Below are 15058 nucleotides of genomic sequence, written 5' to 3'. Positions count from 1 at the left end.
CGAAACCAATCAACAGGTTTCGGATTTTTACACATCAGGAGGATCGGTCAATGGATCCTTAACTGATCGGCATTAGCATCATGCGGCCTTCTTTTTTATCAGGATTTGTGCGGGATAAGTCACGCCAGCAGGTAGTCGAGCACCAGACCGGCAAACACCAGTGCCCCCACATAGTTGTTGTTGAGAAACGCCTGGAAGCAGGCTTCCCGCTGCCGCTCGCGAATGAGCCGCTGCTGATAGACAAACAACACCGCCGCCCCCAGCAAACCCCAGTAATACCAGCCACCGAGTGCCATCAGCTGCCCGACCGCCAGCAACAGCAGCAGTGCCGAGAGTTGCAGCGCGCCGATGATCCGCTTGTCGTAGCGGCCAAACAGGATGGCGCTGGATTTGAGGCCGAGCTTGAGGTCGTCATCCCGATCCACCATGGCGTACTGGGTATCGTAAGCCACGGTCCAGAGCAGGTTGGCGAAGAAGAGCAGCCAGGCCACCAGCGGCAGGGCATCCGCCTGCGCCGCATAGGCCATCGGAATCGACCAGGAGAAGGCCATCCCGAGCACCAGCTGGGGGTTGGAGATAAAGCGCTTCATGAAGGGGTAGCTCACCGCCAGCAGCAGGCCGACAAATGACAGACCGATGGTGAGCGGATTCATAGTCAGCACCAGACCAAACGAGATAAGCGCCAACACGAAGAAGAGCACCAGCACCTCCCACGGTTTGACTCTGCCCGTGGGCAAGGGCCGGCCAGCGGTGCGTTTGACGTGGCCATCGAAGTTGCGATCCGCATAGTCGTTGATCACGCACCCGGCCGAGCGCATCAGAAAGACCCCGACCACAAATACGGTCAGCACCCAGAGATTGGGCAGGCCACCGGCGGCCAGCCAGAGCGCCCACAGAGTTGGCCACAGCAGCAACAGAGTGCCTATGGGTTTGTCGACACGGGCCAACTGCATGTACGCCAGTCCCCGCTCCTTGGTTAACAGATTCACTCCAGCTCCTTGTCACAGACGAGAGAGGGCAGAAACAGCTCGTGCACCAGCAGTGGCCACTGCCCCAGAAACAGACGGGAACGACGCCCCCAGACAGTGGCGGCAGGGCACCGGGGATTGGCGGCGATATCGAAACGGGCCAGCTGCAGGTGATCGCGACGGGCAGGCTCATGGCCAAATACCCGCTCACCCAGCGGCTGCTCGCCCAGCTCGGCGATGCCGCTCTCTTGCAGCGCGCCATCGGCAAACAGGGTCCAGCCCAGCACGGCGGGCCCCTGATCCCCATGCAGGATCACCTCGCGGCAAGTACCAACCGGCGAGGCCGAATCCACCAGCCACTGCTCATCGGCAGTGAGGGCGACCGGGTGATTGCCCAGCCACTCCACCGAAAAGTGGCGATTGTGCTGACGCAGCCGCCGGGTCATGGAGCCGGGCTCCAGCAGCCAGGGGCGCAAGCTGGCGGGCAATTCGCAACATTCGGGGGCCAGCCACCCGCTTAACGGCGTGAGGGGAACAGTCAACTCGGACTTCACAGCTTCACCATCCAGAGATTTCCGTGTTCAGGTTAAAATCCGGTTTATTATCCGTAAATCAATAGCGAAATGTAAGAACATCCGTGCTTGACGGCCCCGATGGCAACATCAAAAATGGGTTATCTCTTGCTGATGAGCCATCTATATGAAGATCTTCAAAATTCTGCTGGTGTTGTTACTGAGCTGTGGTGCGCTGCATGTACAGGCCTCATCCGAAGAAGAGCCGCCCGCAGAGGGAGAAGAAGCGGCCGCGGCCGCCAAACCGGGCTTCTCCTACCACGCGCTCGATCCCGACATCATCACCAACTATCTGAGCGATGGCAAAACCCTCGGCTATATCCGGGTCACGGTGGAGCTGATGGCGGAGAACGAGGCCGATCTCAAGCTACTGGAGCAGCATGACCCGCTGATCCGCGATACCATCATCCGCCTGATGGGCAGCAAGAGCGCCGAGCAGATTAAATCCCTGGTCAGCCGCGAAGAGTTGCGCAAGGAGTGCGAGACCAAGGTCAACGAACTGCTGGTGAAAGAGACCGGCAAGAAAGCGGTGCGCGAGCTCATCTTCACCAAGTTCCTCTACCAGTAATCCCTACCGAAACAGTCGCTTATTGGCATATCGGCCAATAAGCGAGCTTTGCCGGTTTATTCGAAATGAAAATCGATTACAATACGGCCGTCGAGTCGTAGAGGTTGTCGTTATGGGCAGCAAAACCCTGTGTGAATGGCGCCGTCACGAGATCCCCACCGATCTCAAGGCGTTGCGCAAGATAGTCCGCAAACCCAAGTTTGTCTGCGGCAAGTGCGCCCGCAGCGCCAATGACAAGGGTTACCTCTGCCAGCCGCTGCGCTTGAAAGAGGAGTAGCCCCTCCCTGTCAGGGCGTTATTGATCGGTCCAACCCTGACGCCCCTGCTCGAACAGTCTGCGCGCCTGGATATCATTCGGGCAAACGCCGCGATACTCCTCGCCGGAACGGCCAGCCAGATAGAGATGCTCGGGGCGGCAATACCATGCCAACCCCTTCTGGCGCCCCTGCTCCCACAGTTCGGTATCCACCTTTTTGCCACACTGGCCCTGATGGAACTCGACCCGCTCGGCGGTGAAGCCCAGCTTGCCATCCGCCTCTCCGACCTCGCTCCACACCTTCTCGCAGGGATCATCGTTGGAGACACAGCCACCCAGCAGGGCAGCCAACAATATGATGGTGAGTCGCATAGTCATCCTTGAGTGTCATTTGGGCAGTTCATTCTACCCAGCGGCCCGGCCCTGACCAAGGGCCAACACTCAGCCGTGTGAGCGCAGCAAAAAAATCAGGCGGGCTCAAAGCCCGCCTGTTCATTTATGCTGTGGTTCACTGGTCATCGAAAGGGTCATCATCCTGCCAGCTTTCATCTTCCCATTGATCCAGCTCTTCTTCCCAGGATTCCGGATCCCACTCGTCATCAGAGGAGTCGTAATCCGGCTTGTGTCCACCCATCTTCACTCTCCTTGGATAGTTCACCCGCACTCCAATTTTATCCGGAATTGTCAGGCTCGCCAGTCAGAGAGCGTTCAAAGTTTAACCAGGGCGCGACCGGCGATCTGGCCCAGCGTGATGGCCTCGGCGGCCTCCACTACCTGCTCCAGCCCGATCTCGGTGACGGCCTGCGCAAAGAAGCTGGCGGGCAGATCCCGCGCCAGCCGCTGCCACGCCAGTTGACGACGTTCAAATGGGCACATCACCGAATCGACCCCCTGCAGTCGCACATTGCGCAGGATGAAGGGCATCACGCTGGTCGGCAGATCGAAACCGCCCGCCAGCCCGCAGGCTGCCACGGCGCCGCCATAGTTCATCTGGGCCAGCAGCTTGGCCAGCACCTGACTGCCAACGGTGTCGATAGCACCGGCCCACAGCTGCTTCTCCAGCGGCTTGGCAGGCACCAGCAGTTCGCTGCGCGGCACGATACGGCTGGCGCCCAGCGCAGTCAGCATGGCGCCCTGCTCTTCGGGACGACCGGTCAACGCCGCCACCTGATAGCCTAGGGCCGCCAGCAGGGCAACCGAGGTTGAGCCCACACCGCCTGCCGCGCCGGTGACCAGCACCTCGCCGCTTGCCGGGGTAATACCCGCCTCTTCCAGCGCCAGCACGCAGAGCATGGCGGTGAGACCGGCGGTACCGATGCACATGGCTTGGCGCTCATCCAGCCCGGCGGGCAACGGCACTAGCCAGTCCCCCTTGACCCGCGCCTGTTCGGCCATGCCGCCCCAGTGCCCTTCGCCCACGCCCCAACCGGTCAGCACCACCTTGTCACCGGGCTGATAGCGGCTGTCGGCAGATTCGAGCACGGTACCGGCAAAGTCGATGCCGGGCACCAGCGGCCACTGACGCACGATCTTGCCCTTGCCGGTGATGGCCAGCCCATCCTTGTAGTTGATCGAGCTGTAGGCGACCGCCACCCGCACTTCACCTTCCGGCAACTGGCTCTCGGTCAGTCGGGTCAGGGTTGGAACAGTCTTGCCGTCTTGGTTTTCCAGTAACAGAGCCTTGAACATGGTTGCCTCTTTGATGACGTGTGAAACGGGGATCAGCTGCTTTGGCGCTTTTGCAGTTGAAAATCGAGGGCCAGCGCGGTGCCCATCACGGGCTCCCCGGCCAGTTGGCGCAGGATCAGCTCGGCGGCCTCCTGCCCCATTTTGCGATAGGGGATCCTGACCGAGGTAAGGGTCGGATAACAGGCGCGCGCCACATCCAGATCGTCAAATCCGGCGATGGCGAGTTTGCCCGGCACATTCAAATGGCGACGCTGGCTCTCGAACAGCACCCCGGCCGCCAGTTCGTCGTTGACGCAGATAAGTGCATCGAGCTCGGGCCAGCGCAGCAGAAATTCTCCCAGCATGGTGGCGCCGGTGCTGAAGCTGGGTCGCTCCGAGGTGTTGATGATGGCATCGGGGGAGAGGTAGTTGTCGAGCAGTGCCTTCTGCCAGCCCTGCATCCGCTGTTGCAGCATCCACTGCTCCTGACGGGCACAGAGAAAACCGATGTTGCGGTAGCCCCGCTCGATGAGGTGGCGGGTCAGCTGATAACCGGCATCGAAATTGGAGACCCCCACATTCATGTCGATGGGGCTGCGCGCCATGGCGCCGACTTCCACCACCGGCAGGCGGGAGGCTTTCAGGCGGGTACGGATCGTCTCGCCGGGATCGCCACCAAACAGCACCACCGCCGCCGGATTGTGCTGCAGAAAGCTGGTCAGCAGGCGCTCTTCCTGCTGCTTCAGATGCTGGGCATCCCCCAGCATGATCTGGTAACCCTCGCCCTGCAGGGTCTGTTGCAGGCCAGCGATCATCTCGCCACAGCCCGCTTCCGCCAGACTGGGGACGATCACTACGATGGTCTGGGAGGTGGCAGAGGCCAGCGCCCCGGCCGCCCGGTTGGGGATGTAGCCGAGCTCTTCCACCGCGGCGTCGATGCGTTCGCGCATCTTGTCGGAGACCATCTCCGGCGTGCGCAGGGCACGGGAGACCGTCATGGCCCCCACGCCGGCCAACTGGGCCACATCGTTGAGGGTCACCCGACCCGTGCTACGGCGCTTCTTTGCTTCTGACATCCATCCCATCCTCGACTTGCGGCTGCCCACTTTAAGGCAAAAGTGCGGCACTGACTATTTGCTCAGGGCCGATTCTACCCTCTTTCCCGGATCACGGGGGCAAGATGACTCCCGTTAATGAATGAAGTGATAGCGCTATCACAGTTTCATGTTAGCGCTATCTGATAGCGCTAACTTTCGCGATCAGCCTCACAGTTTCACCACCGCAAGATCGATAAATTGGCCCCATCTTAACTAGCCGGATCACCACCATGCTGACTCAACTGCTGACCGAGGATGTCATCCGCATCGAACCTGCCGCCCGCGACTGGCGCCACGCCATCGAGCTGGCCACGGCGCCCCTGCTGGCCAATGGCACCATCGAGCCCTCCTACGTGGCGGCGCTGTTTCGCTCTCATGAAGAGCTCGGCCCCTACTACGTCTTGGGCCCCGGTCTGGCGATGCCCCACGCTCGCCCCGAGGATGGCGTCAACCGGCTGGGGCTGGGTCTGACCGTCATCAAGCAGGGGGTCAATTTCGATTCCGAGGGCAACGACCCGATCCAGCTGCTGATCACCCTGGCTGCCAGCGACAGCAACTCCCACGTGGAGACCATCGCCCAGCTGGCCGAGCTGTTTATGAATGAAGAGGACGTGGCGGCCATCATCGCGGCCGACACCAAAGACGACATCCTGCGCATTCTGGCGCGCTACTGATCTGCGCCACGGCGCACCTGACAGAGGAAGAGACAATGAAAATTCTGGTTGTATGCGGTCACGGTCTGGGCACCAGCCTGATGATGGAAATGAGCATCAAGAGCATCCTGAAAGAGCTGGCGGTCACCGCCGACGTGGATCACCGCGATCTGGCCTCCGCCGGTAGCGAAACCGCCGAGATCTTTATCGCCACCCGCGACATCGCCGAGCAGCTGCAATCCATGGGCGTCAATGGCCGACTGGTGAGCCTCGCCAACATGGTCGACAAGGTCGCGATGAAAGAGCAGCTCTCCACCGCCCTGCGCGAACTGGGTGCCCTCTAAGAATCCTCCATGCGGCCTGCGGGCCGCATCTTCCATTGCCAGGAGCTGACCATGGAATTTTTCAATTTTCTGATGTTTGACGTGCTGTCCGAGCCCGCCGTGCTGGTCGGCCTGATCGCGCTTATCGGCCTGATTGCCCAGAAGAAACCGGTGACCGAGTGCATCAAGGGCACGGTCAAGACCATCATGGGTTTCGTCATTCTGGGGGCCGGTGCCACCCTGGTGATCAACTCGCTGGGTGACTTCGCCGTCATCTTCCAGCACGCCTTCGGCATCAAGGGCGTTGTGCCCAACAACGAAGCCATCGTCTCCATCGCCCAGACCTCGTTCGGCAAGGAGATGGCGATGATCATGTTCTTCGCCATGCTGGTGAATATCCTGATCGCCCGTCTGACCCCGTGGAAGTTCATCTTCCTGACCGGTCACCACACCCTGTTCATGTCGATGATGGTGGCCGTAATCCTCTCTGCCGGTGGCATGAGCGGCGTGCCGCTGATCGCGGTGGGCAGTCTGGTAGTTGGCGTCGCCATGGTCTTCTTCCCGGCCATCGCCCACCCCTTCATGAAGCAGATCACCGGTTCCGATGACGTGGCGCTGGGCCACTTCTCCACCTGCTCCTACGTGCTCTCCGCCCTGATCGGCGCCAAGTTCGGCAACAAGGCCCACAGCTGTGAAGATGTGCAGGTGCCCAAGAGCCTGCTGTTCCTGCGCGACACGCCGGTGGCCATCTCCTTCACCATGGGCATCATCTTCCTGGTGACTGCCGCCTTCGCTGGCCCCGAGTTTGTCACCAGCGTCGCCAAGGGCAAGCACTGGTTCATGTTCTCCCTGATGCAGTCCATCACCTTCGCGGCAGGCGTCTACGTCATCCTGCAGGGTGTGCGGATGGTCATCGCCGAGATCGTACCGGCCTTCAAGGGGATCTCCGACAAGCTGGTGCCGAACGCCAAACCGGCGCTCGACTGCCCCATCGTCTTCCCCTACGCCCCCAACGCTGTGCTGATCGGCTTCCTGTCGAGCTTTGCCGCCGGTCTGGTGGGGATGGCACTGCTCTACGTGATGGGGCTGACCGTCATCATCCCGGGCGTGGTACCGCACTTCTTCGTCGGCGCCGCTGCCGGGGTATTCGGTAACGCCACCGGTGGCCGTCGTGGTGCCATTCTGGGCTCCTTCGCCAACGGCCTGCTGCTGCTCACCATTTTGCCGGTGTTCCTACTGCCGGTACTGGGCGACCTCGGCTTTGCCAACACCACCTTCAGCGACTCCGACTTCGGCGTGCTGGGCATCCTGCTGGGGCTGATCGTTCGCTAATCCCGGCAACCGCCAACAACAAAACGGAGCGCATCGCGCTCCGTTTTTTTATGGTCGGCCATCGATGATGGATGGCGGGCTGTATGAAAGGCTGAAACTCAGTCGTTCTCCAGCGCTGCCAGGCAGTGAGAGAGGGTGCGGGCCAACGCCCCCTGATTGCGCAGCACCACGGCGCGGGCCTGCTCGCCCATCTCGCGGCGGGCGCTCCCGTCAGCAAACAGCTGGCTCACCCGCTCGCCCAGCTCGGCGGCGTCGGCCACGATGGCGGCGCCCCCCTGAGCCACCAGCTGGCGGGTGATGTCGCTGAAGTTGAAGTAGGCGGGGCCGGTCAGGCAGGGCTTGCCGAGCGCCGCCGGTTCCAGCAGGTTGTGACCGCCGATCTTCACCAGACTGCCGCCAACGAAAGCCACATCGGCCGCCGCCAGCATCAGCGGCAGCTCGCCCATGGTATCGCCGAGATAGACCTTATCCTCGGCACTCACCGCAGCACCATCAGTGCGCCGCACACAGCCATAAGGGGCACACAGCTCGGCCACCCGGTCGAACCGCTCGGGGTGGCGCGGCACCAGAATGAGCAGCGCTGCGGGATGACGTTTGAGCAGCAGATCGAAGGCGGCCAGCACCTGCTCGTCCTCACCCTGATGGGTGCTGGCGGCGATCCAGACCGGCCGCCCGGCGCCCAACTGCTGACGCAAGGCACGCCCCTTGGCCTGCACCTCGTCACCAAACTGGATGTCGAACTTGATGGAGCCGGTCACCGCCAGCCGCGAACGATCGATGCCGAGACGGGCGAAGCGGTCGGCATCATCCTGATGCTGGCAGAGCAGATGGGTCAGCGGCCGGCTCAGCGCGTCGAAGGCACCGTGGAAGCGGGCGTAACGCTGGCAGGATCGCTCGGAGAGGCGGGCGTTGATAATGGTCACCGGCAGGTGACGCGCCTCGCAGGCGGCCAGCCAGTTTGGCCACAGCTCGGTCTCCATCACCCAGAGCGCGCGCGGCTTGAAGGTATCGAGAAAGGCCGCGACAGCCCAGGGATAGTCGAGCGGCGCGTAGCGATGCACCACCAGATCACCCAGCTTGGCGGCCTGCTCGGCGCCGGTGCGGGTGGTGGTGGTGAGCAGGATCGGCAGGTCGGGCCGCTCTGCTTTCAGGGCACGAATAAGCGGCGTGATGGCCAGCGTCTCCCCCACACTCACCGCATGGATCCACAACGGCGCATCCTGTCCGGTGGCGGGCAGTCGTCCGAGATGCTCGGCCCAGCGCTCGCCAAAGCCGGGCTTGCCCTTCTTCGGCTTGTAGAGGGCCAGCAGTGCCAACGGCAATCCCAGATGGATCAGCAGGTTGTAGAGCAGACGGTAGGGCATCTTACTGGCTCTGCTCCAGCTTCTTGCAGGCATCGACCACCTGCTCCGGCGGCAGATCGATCAGGCACTTGAGATGACCGAACTTGCAGGTGCGCTTGAAGCAGGGGCGGCACTCGATGTCGGTGTGGACAATCTCGACCCGATCCGCCAGCGGCGGGGTATAGAGCGGCGAGGTGGAGCCATAGACGCCCACCAGCGGCCGATTGAGGGCGGCGGCAATGTGCATCAGGCCGGAGTCGTTGGATATAACCCGGCTGGCCAGCGCCATCAGATCGATCGCCTCGTGCAGGCTGGTCTTGCCCGCCAGCACATGGCAGTTGGGGCGTGTCAGCAGATTGACCCGATCCCGGATGGTGTTGCCGACCGGCACATCCTTGTTGGAGCCGAAGATCCACACCTGCCACCCCTCGTCCAGATGCTGTTGGGCCACCACAGCGTAGTGCCCTTCAGGCCAGCGCTTGGCCGGGCCGAACTCGGCGCCGGGGCAGAGCACCAGCACCGGGCGGGCGCGATCCAGCCCCAGCCGCTCCAGCGCCTTGCTCTGGTTGATCAGATCGACGTGGAGCGCCGGATGCGGAATGGTCGGGATATCGGCCCGGCTCTTCATCTGCTCCTTGGGATAGGCGAGCGCCAGATAGCCCTCCACCATCAGCGGGAAGGCGGACTTGTTGCTGCGCAGGTCGTTGAGCAGGCCGTAACGGCTCTCGCCCTTCCAGCCGGTACGCACCGGAATGCGGGCAAACCAGGGGATCAGCGCCGACTTCATGGAGTTGGGCTGGACGATAGCCTGATCGTACTGCTCGGCCGCCAGCTGCTTGCCGAGGCGGCGGCGCGCCACCAGCTTGAAGTCACCGTGGCCAAGGGGCATGGTGATCGCCTTGTCCACCTCCGGCATCCGCTCCAGCAGGGCGCAGCACCAGGCGGGAGCCATCACGTGCAGTTCGCACTCCGGATGATTGGCCTTGATCGCCTTGTAGAGGCTCTGGGACATCACCATATCGCCGACCCAGGAGGGGCCGATCACCAATATTTTCATCACGCGTCTTCTCTCGGGACTGGCCCGGCGGTTAATCATCACTGGGCGAGATTATGCCCCAAGAATGACTGGATAAATAACAGAAGATCCTTGCCAAACGCTGCCGTCACCCCATTTTTCCAGCGGTGCCCCGCTTCCAACCGGACGAGACGAGACAAGCAAGCAGCTGATAGAAACGGGCAATGGCGGCTCTCTCTTTGACCCGTTTTTCCGTTAGAATGGCCCATCAATACGCATTCGACCCGCCAGCCGGGCAATAACCGTGAGCCCCATTTCGTGAAAAAACCGACTCTGGCTGCCGTTCTGATCGTCAAGAATGAAGCCGACAACCTGCGCAAGTGCCTCGCCTCCCTCGACGGACTGGTGGACGAGATCGTCATTCTGGACTCGGGCAGTCAGGACGAGACCCCGGCCATCGCCGCCGAATTTGGGGCCCGTTTCTTCGTCAACGCCAAGTGGCCCGGCTTTGGCAAACAGCGCCGGCTGGCCCAGTCCCATGTGCAGTCCGACTGGGTGCTGTGGCTGGATGCCGACGAGCGGCTCACCCCCGAGCTGAAAACCGCCATCGCCAACGTGATGGCCAATCCGGCCAGCGACACCATCTACTCGATCCCGCGCCTCTCCTGGGTGTTTGGCCGCTTTATCCGCCACAGCGGCTGGTATCCGGATCGGGTGCTGCGTCTCTATCCCAAGGCACTCACCAGCTACAACGAGGCGCTGGTGCACGAAAAGGTAGAAGTGCGGGCCAACATGAAGATCGTCAATATTCATGGCGACCTGCTCCACTTCACCTATCGGGATCTGGAGCACTATCTGGTCAAATCCGCCGGTTATGCCCGCGCCTGGGCCGATCAGCGCACCGCTCGCGGCAAGAAGGGCTCCCTCAGTCAGGGGCTGCTCCACGCCGTCGGCTGCTTCCTCAAGATGTACCTGCTCAAAGCGGGCTTCCTCGATGGCAAGCAGGGGCTGCTCTTGGCGATCCTCTCCGCCCACTCCACCTTCGTCAAGTACGCCGATCTCTGGGTGCGCCAGCAACCGCAGCAACCGGAATAACCGTCATACGAAACAGGGCCCCGCGGGGCCCTGTTTGCATTGCTGCATACCTTACTTGCGCCAGAACGGCGCCGCCCAGCGGGCCATCACCGGCACCATGGTCTTGGGATCGAGCTGGCTCATATCCTCAGGATGGTCGCTATCCTCGGGCGGGCTGAAGGCGAGGTGACGCCCTTCGCTGTTGAGGGGCTTCCAGCGTAGCGGGGTGGCGGAGCGACGCATCGGGAAGAAGCCGATGGTCGGCACATCGAGCGCACCGGCGATATGGAGCGGCCCGGTACTGCCTGCCACAAACAGGGCGGCGTTGGCCAGCACCTGACAGAACATCGGCAGACCGTCGCTGGAGCGGTAGATCCAGCCGTTACCGCCGTGGGCCAGCAGCTCGGCCGCCAGCTGTTCCGCCATCTTCTCCTCGCCCGGGCCTGCGGTCAGCACACACTGCAGCTCGGGGCAGGCCTGATTGAGCTTGATGATGATGCGGGCATACTGCTCGATGGAGAGGTTGTTGGCCGAACCACCGCTACCGGCATGCACCATCAGCCAGGGGCGACTGGCATCGAGCTTGAGCTTGAGCGCCAGCTGCTCACGTACCTGCCGCAGGGTCTCGTCATCGAACTGCAGGAAGGGGGTCTTGGGCTCCACCACGGCCACCTGCTGATCGGTCAGGAAGCGGCGGATCAGCTCCAGGTTGTACTCGGACTCCGGCTTCTGGGAGCGGGAGCGGCGCTGCACCAATCGCTGGTTGTAGAGCACCTGCGCCAGCTTGGTCGCCGGGGCCAGCCGGTAAGGGATGTGTGCCTTCCACACCAGCATGGCGTTGCGGGAGTTGGAGAAGAGGCAGATTGACGCGTCGAACGCCGCCGCCTTGATCCGCGCCAGCAGCGCTCGCTGTTGCTCCTTGTCGGCCCGCACGCCCGGATCGATGATCACCTCGTCAATCCAGGGACAGAGCCGGGCCAGCGGCGCCGTGTAGGCCGGAACCAGGGCAGTCACATGACACTCCATGGAGCCTTTGAGCATGGCGAAACTCGGCCACGCCAGCATGAAGTCACCAATCTTGTCATTGCGAACGACCAGAATACGTTTCATAAAAAATCCCTTTGCTCCCTGTCACCAATGCAAGGAGGCTTGATGCGCGATGGCGTATTCTTGCCTGATGCACTGCTATTCTCAAGCGACGACCTTATAATGCGACCAAATTTCCAGGTTGCAGGACCGCAAAGATGACTACCAGGGTAATTTATCCCGGGACTTTTGATCCCGTTACCAATGGCCACGCCGATCTGATCGGCCGCGCCGCCAAGCTGTTTGACGAGGTGGTGGTCGGGGTCGCCAACAGCCCGAGCAAGCGCCCGCTGTTCGATCTGGCAGAACGTGTCCAGCTTGTCCAGCAAGTGACCAGCCAGCTGCCCAACGTCAAGGTGGTGGGCTTCTCCGGCCTGCTGGTCGATTTCGCCAAAGAGCATCAGGCCAACGTGCTGATCCGCGGCCTGCGCGCCGTCTCCGACTTCGAGTACGAGTTCCAGCTGGCCAACATGAACCGCCGCCTGATGCCGGAGCTGGAGAGCGTCTTCCTCACCCCGGCGGAGGAGAACTCCTTTATATCCTCCACTTTGGTGAAAGAGGTGGCGCTGCACGGTGGCGATATCCGCCAGTTTGTCGACCCCGTGGTGGCCCAAGCCATCGCCGCCAAACAGAAAGGGTGATCCCCTTCTACACTCGCCATTCCCGACGGCAACAACGAACAAGGGCTACCCGCGGGTAGCCCTTGTTGCATCTGCCTCGTTATGGAGACGTAAGCTTGCTTGCCGGTTACTGACGGACAAACTGCTCGCTCATCCCCTGCACCAGCAGATCGAACCACTCGTAGCGGCGCCGGTACATGGCCCGTTTCTTGGAGGCGATCTCCTCCAGCGGCTTGCGCGGCTGGGCTTGCAGGGCGACGAAGTTGGCGTCCACATCCCGGGCGTCGAACTCCTGCCACAGCTCGTCATAATCGGCCTGCAAATTGGCTTTCTGCTTGCTGCTGTAGCGCTTGGCCTGAAACACGTGGGCCCGCTTGCGCACCGCCAGTACCTCTGTCGCCCCCATGGTCTGCGCCAGTTGCAGCACCAGTTGCACCAGCAGGGATTTGGGCCGCAGGCCGTGCCCCTCTTTGGTCAGCTCGCGCACCCGCGCCTGGGCATTGTCGACCGCTGGCTCCGGCCCTTGCATGGAGCCGATCATCAGCATCAAGCGCTGTTCACTGCCCGCCAGCGAGAAGGCACAACTGTAAAGGCGCTGCCCTTCGGCATTGACGATGGAGAGCGCCAGCTCGGCCTCGCGGCGGAAGGTGCCATCGTGGCGCAGCAGAATGCGGCAGCCGCTCTGGGGATAGTGCCCCAGCACGATCCCCTCGCCCAGATAGAGCGGGTCGATCAGTTGCGGGTAGCACTCGAGCAGCAACCGGTAGTGATTTTCCAGCATCTCGGCCCGTTGACGGGCGCTGGCACAGGCGAAGCGATAGGGGCGCATCGGCTTGTCGAGCAGCTCGGGATAGACAGCTGGCAGCGCCTTGAGCGAGTCGCACTGAAACAGGCTGAAGACCCGGCTCAGCGACTTGCGATAGAGCAGGCTGCGCAGCACGAACTTGCCACGGTTGAAGGTCTTGCGCTCACACCCCTCCGGATAGAGGAAGCGGGCCATTTTTTTGGCGCAATAGCGCTCCTGCCGGGACAAATACTCCCAGTTTATTGATTTAACAGTCATTTTTAGTTCTCAAACCGCCTGAACGGACGAGATACTAGTGACCGCTGTGCAAATCTTCAACAGCGTGGCAATACGCTGTTACAACTTCCCCCGGATCGGGGCAAAAAGTACGCTCAGCGCTGGCAATGGCTGCAAAAAACCGTGGTTCGCTGCCCCATTCTGATCTCGCTCAGCAGGGTGTGACAGTGGAAACAGGGCTGACCGCCACGGCCATAGACCTGCAACTGCTGCACGAAATAGCCCGGCTTGCCATCGGCACTGGTGAAATCCTTGAGGGTGGTGCCGCCCTGACGAATCGCCTCGGCCAGTACCCGTTTTATCTCGACCACCAGAGTACCCAGCCGTTCAGCGCTGATGTTGCCCGCCGCCCGCTTGGGGTGAATGCCGGCGGCATAGAGCGCCTCGTTGGCGTAGATGTTGCCCACCCCGACCACCACCTGATTGTCCATCAGGAACTGCTTGATGGCGGTGCTGCGCCCCTTGGCGCGATCGCGCAGGTAATCGGCATTGAAGGTATCGGTGAGCGGCTCGGGCCCCAGCTTGGCGAGCAGCTCGTGGGCTTCGGCCGGTTCACGGGTCCACAGCAGGGCACCAAAGCGGCGCGGATCGTTGAGCCGCAGCAGCTTGCCATTCTCCAGCTCGATATCAACGTGGTCGTGCTTCTCGGCTGGCGTGCCGATATCCAACACCCGCAGGCTACCGGACATCCCCAGATGGAGGATGGCGGTGCCGAAATCGGTCTCCAGCAGCAGGTATTTGGCACGGCGACGCACCCGATGGATGGTGAGGTCCACCAGCTCCTGAATCTCACCGGGGATCGGCCAGCGCAGGCGGCCATCCCGTACCACCACGCGCGTCACCTTGATGCCGGTGAGCCAGGGGGAGATCCCCTGACGGCTGACTTCAACTTCTGGCAATTCAGGCATGGGCACCTCGCAAGGAAAAGGAACTCAGGGGGCTGGTCGCAGCAGATCGCGATACTGCTCAGCAGTGAGGGCGAGCCAGAGACCGGAGGGCAGCTGGGCTCCATATTGGCCGCTGTTCTGATAGAGGCCGATCTCGACCGGATCGCTCTGGCCGGCAATCCACACCTTGATGGCCACCGGGGTGCCGCGCACCGCCTCGCCGGGGGGCAGCAACCAGCCCTGCCAGCGCGCCAGACGGGCATCCAGCTGCGCCGTGTCGAGCCCCAGATCCGGCAAGCTGCGCCAGCCCTGACCGATCCGCTCAATCTGCCAGCTCGGCCCCTGCCAGGTGAGCACCACTGCTGCATCAGGCAGCAAGGGGCGAGCCCGCTTGGCGCTGTTCTCCTGCTGGGCAGTCTCCATACGATGCAACAGGGTGATCACGATCAGCACCACCACGATGATCACGTTATTCCAGCCTTTGCGGCTCAATTTGAACATGGCAAGCCTCCCTT

The 15058-nt window shown here is 62.0% G+C and carries 19 protein-coding genes; 7 read left to right on the top strand and 12 right to left on the bottom strand.

Annotated features, from left to right (window positions below; genetic code table 11):
• Positions 1 to 119: 119 nt before the first annotated feature.
• Both ubiA and OKC27_RS19605 read right to left on the bottom strand, forming a co-directional pair.
• Complete coding sequence (gene ubiA / locus OKC27_RS19610) at positions 120 to 989, bottom strand: 4-hydroxybenzoate octaprenyltransferase (RefSeq protein ID WP_182938631.1); 870 nt, start codon at positions 987 to 989, stop codon at positions 120 to 122.
• On the bottom strand, positions 986 to 1522 hold the full coding sequence (locus tag OKC27_RS19605) for a chorismate--pyruvate lyase family protein (protein ID WP_139708601.1): 537 nt from the start codon (positions 1520 to 1522) through the stop codon (positions 986 to 988). The genes ubiA and OKC27_RS19605 overlap by 4 nt, the downstream gene beginning before the upstream one ends.
• Positions 1523 to 1667: 145 nt before the next feature.
• Here OKC27_RS19605 and OKC27_RS19600 point away from each other — a divergent pair, with 145 nt between their 5' ends.
• On the top strand, positions 1668 to 2108 hold the full coding sequence (locus tag OKC27_RS19600) for a flagellar basal body-associated FliL family protein (protein ID WP_042657797.1): 441 nt from the start codon (positions 1668 to 1670) through the stop codon (positions 2106 to 2108).
• Between the two features lie 112 nt (positions 2109 to 2220).
• The gene (locus tag OKC27_RS19595; protein WP_098971330.1) at positions 2221 to 2385 is read left to right on the top strand and encodes a hypothetical protein; all 165 of its coding nucleotides are present in this window, start codon (positions 2221 to 2223) and stop codon (positions 2383 to 2385) included.
• A gap of 18 nt (positions 2386 to 2403) precedes the next feature.
• Here OKC27_RS19595 and OKC27_RS19590 read toward each other — a convergent pair whose 3' ends face one another.
• The 4 genes from OKC27_RS19590 to OKC27_RS19575 form a co-directional block, all read right to left on the bottom strand.
• A complete protein-coding gene (locus tag OKC27_RS19590) occupies positions 2404 to 2736 on the bottom strand; it encodes a DUF2799 domain-containing protein (protein ID WP_042061170.1) in 333 nt (110 codons plus the stop codon).
• Between the two features lie 136 nt (positions 2737 to 2872).
• Positions 2873 to 2998 carry a hypothetical protein gene (locus OKC27_RS19585; RefSeq protein ID WP_265328520.1) on the bottom strand — a complete coding sequence of 42 codons (126 nt, stop codon included), beginning with the start codon at positions 2996 to 2998 and terminating at the stop codon, positions 2873 to 2875.
• Positions 2999 to 3072: 74 nt separating this feature from the next.
• Entirely contained in the window at positions 3073 to 4053 is a 981-nt protein-coding gene (acuI, locus tag OKC27_RS19580) for an acrylyl-CoA reductase (NADPH) (protein ID WP_182938630.1), read from the bottom strand.
• A gap of 32 nt (positions 4054 to 4085) precedes the next feature.
• Positions 4086 to 5108 carry a LacI family DNA-binding transcriptional regulator gene (locus OKC27_RS19575; RefSeq protein ID WP_182938629.1) on the bottom strand — a complete coding sequence of 341 codons (1023 nt, stop codon included), beginning with the start codon at positions 5106 to 5108 and terminating at the stop codon, positions 4086 to 4088.
• A gap of 251 nt (positions 5109 to 5359) precedes the next feature.
• Here OKC27_RS19575 and OKC27_RS19570 point away from each other — a divergent pair, with 251 nt between their 5' ends.
• From OKC27_RS19570 to OKC27_RS19560, 3 genes are read left to right on the top strand one after another with little or no spacing between them, the layout of a single operon-like run.
• A complete protein-coding gene (locus OKC27_RS19570; RefSeq protein ID WP_033136381.1) occupies positions 5360 to 5803 on the top strand; it encodes a PTS sugar transporter subunit IIA in 444 nt (147 codons plus the stop codon).
• Positions 5804 to 5838: 35 nt separating this feature from the next.
• On the top strand, positions 5839 to 6126 hold the full coding sequence (locus tag OKC27_RS19565; protein ID WP_058053271.1) for a PTS sugar transporter subunit IIB: 288 nt from the start codon (positions 5839 to 5841) through the stop codon (positions 6124 to 6126).
• Positions 6127 to 6177: 51 nt separating this feature from the next.
• On the top strand, positions 6178 to 7437 hold the full coding sequence (locus tag OKC27_RS19560) for a PTS ascorbate transporter subunit IIC (RefSeq protein WP_042061212.1): 1260 nt from the start codon (positions 6178 to 6180) through the stop codon (positions 7435 to 7437).
• A gap of 98 nt (positions 7438 to 7535) precedes the next feature.
• On the opposite strand, the gene waaA is transcribed toward OKC27_RS19560, so the two are convergent.
• Both waaA and waaF read right to left on the bottom strand, forming a co-directional pair.
• Positions 7536 to 8801 carry a lipid IV(A) 3-deoxy-D-manno-octulosonic acid transferase gene (gene waaA, locus OKC27_RS19555; protein ID WP_182938628.1) on the bottom strand — a complete coding sequence of 422 codons (1266 nt, stop codon included), beginning with the start codon at positions 8799 to 8801 and terminating at the stop codon, positions 7536 to 7538.
• A 1-nt stretch (position 8802) separates the two neighbouring features.
• Positions 8803 to 9837, bottom strand: a complete 1035-nt coding sequence (gene waaF, locus OKC27_RS19550; RefSeq protein ID WP_042061184.1) for a lipopolysaccharide heptosyltransferase II — start codon at positions 9835 to 9837, stop codon at positions 8803 to 8805.
• 276 nt (positions 9838 to 10113) lie between these two features.
• Between waaF and OKC27_RS19545 the strand changes: the two genes are divergently transcribed.
• Entirely contained in the window at positions 10114 to 10890 is a 777-nt protein-coding gene (locus tag OKC27_RS19545; protein WP_163127938.1) for a glycosyltransferase family 2 protein, read from the top strand.
• A 51-nt stretch (positions 10891 to 10941) separates the two neighbouring features.
• Here the strand turns inward: OKC27_RS19545 and OKC27_RS19540 are convergent, their stop codons facing one another.
• Entirely contained in the window at positions 10942 to 11979 is a 1038-nt protein-coding gene (locus tag OKC27_RS19540) for a glycosyltransferase family 9 protein (protein WP_234664161.1), read from the bottom strand.
• A 134-nt stretch (positions 11980 to 12113) separates the two neighbouring features.
• On the opposite strand from OKC27_RS19540, the gene coaD reads away from it, so the two are divergent.
• The gene (coaD, locus tag OKC27_RS19535; protein WP_005356008.1) at positions 12114 to 12596 is read left to right on the top strand and encodes a pantetheine-phosphate adenylyltransferase; all 483 of its coding nucleotides are present in this window, start codon (positions 12114 to 12116) and stop codon (positions 12594 to 12596) included.
• Between the two features lie 106 nt (positions 12597 to 12702).
• Here the strand turns inward: coaD and OKC27_RS19530 are convergent, their stop codons facing one another.
• From OKC27_RS19530 to OKC27_RS19520, 3 genes are all read right to left on the bottom strand, one after another.
• A complete protein-coding gene (locus OKC27_RS19530) occupies positions 12703 to 13638 on the bottom strand; it encodes a VirK/YbjX family protein (protein WP_232093598.1) in 936 nt (311 codons plus the stop codon).
• Between the two features lie 113 nt (positions 13639 to 13751).
• The gene (gene mutM / locus OKC27_RS19525; RefSeq protein WP_182938626.1) at positions 13752 to 14564 is read right to left on the bottom strand and encodes a bifunctional DNA-formamidopyrimidine glycosylase/DNA-(apurinic or apyrimidinic site) lyase; all 813 of its coding nucleotides are present in this window, start codon (positions 14562 to 14564) and stop codon (positions 13752 to 13754) included.
• Positions 14565 to 14588: 24 nt separating this feature from the next.
• The gene (locus OKC27_RS19520) at positions 14589 to 15044 is read right to left on the bottom strand and encodes a hypothetical protein (RefSeq protein WP_139407946.1); all 456 of its coding nucleotides are present in this window, start codon (positions 15042 to 15044) and stop codon (positions 14589 to 14591) included.
• Positions 15045 to 15058 lie beyond the last annotated feature (14 nt).

The sequence above is a fragment of the Aeromonas sp. QDB62 genome (assembly GCF_027705695.1).
GTDB lineage: Bacteria > Pseudomonadota > Gammaproteobacteria > Enterobacterales > Aeromonadaceae > Aeromonas > Aeromonas allosaccharophila.
This window is presented reverse-complemented; position numbering and strand designations above follow the sequence as displayed.

Excerpts from the sequence above, each read along its gene's own strand:
- OKC27_RS19530 (WP_232093598.1), bottom strand. The coding sequence starts at position 13,638 with ATGACTGTTAAATCAATAAACTGGGAGTATTTGTCCCGGCAGGAGCGC.
- OKC27_RS19570 (WP_033136381.1), top strand. The coding sequence starts at position 5,360 with ATGCTGACTCAACTGCTGACCGAGGATGTCATCCGCATCGAACCTGCC.
- OKC27_RS19575 (WP_182938629.1), bottom strand. The coding sequence starts at position 5,108 with ATGTCAGAAGCAAAGAAGCGCCGTAGCACGGGTCGGGTGACCCTCAAC.
- OKC27_RS19565 (WP_058053271.1), top strand. The coding sequence starts at position 5,839 with ATGAAAATTCTGGTTGTATGCGGTCACGGTCTGGGCACCAGCCTGATG.
- OKC27_RS19520 (WP_139407946.1), bottom strand. The coding sequence starts at position 15,044 with ATGTTCAAATTGAGCCGCAAAGGCTGGAATAACGTGATCATCGTGGTG.
- acuI (WP_182938630.1), bottom strand. The coding sequence starts at position 4,053 with ATGTTCAAGGCTCTGTTACTGGAAAACCAAGACGGCAAGACTGTTCCA.
- OKC27_RS19540 (WP_234664161.1), bottom strand. The coding sequence starts at position 11,979 with ATGAAACGTATTCTGGTCGTTCGCAATGACAAGATTGGTGACTTCATG.
- OKC27_RS19600 (WP_042657797.1), top strand. The coding sequence starts at position 1,668 with ATGAAGATCTTCAAAATTCTGCTGGTGTTGTTACTGAGCTGTGGTGCG.
- waaF (WP_042061184.1), bottom strand. The coding sequence starts at position 9,837 with ATGAAAATATTGGTGATCGGCCCCTCCTGGGTCGGCGATATGGTGATG.
- OKC27_RS19585 (WP_265328520.1), bottom strand. The coding sequence starts at position 2,998 with ATGGGTGGACACAAGCCGGATTACGACTCCTCTGATGACGAGTGGGAT.
- OKC27_RS19560 (WP_042061212.1), top strand. The coding sequence starts at position 6,178 with ATGGAATTTTTCAATTTTCTGATGTTTGACGTGCTGTCCGAGCCCGCC.
- mutM (WP_182938626.1), bottom strand. The coding sequence starts at position 14,564 with ATGCCTGAATTGCCAGAAGTTGAAGTCAGCCGTCAGGGGATCTCCCCC.
- OKC27_RS19595 (WP_098971330.1), top strand. The coding sequence starts at position 2,221 with ATGGGCAGCAAAACCCTGTGTGAATGGCGCCGTCACGAGATCCCCACC.
- OKC27_RS19590 (WP_042061170.1), bottom strand. The coding sequence starts at position 2,736 with ATGCGACTCACCATCATATTGTTGGCTGCCCTGCTGGGTGGCTGTGTC.
- coaD (WP_005356008.1), top strand. The coding sequence starts at position 12,114 with ATGACTACCAGGGTAATTTATCCCGGGACTTTTGATCCCGTTACCAAT.
- waaA (WP_182938628.1), bottom strand. The coding sequence starts at position 8,801 with ATGCCCTACCGTCTGCTCTACAACCTGCTGATCCATCTGGGATTGCCG.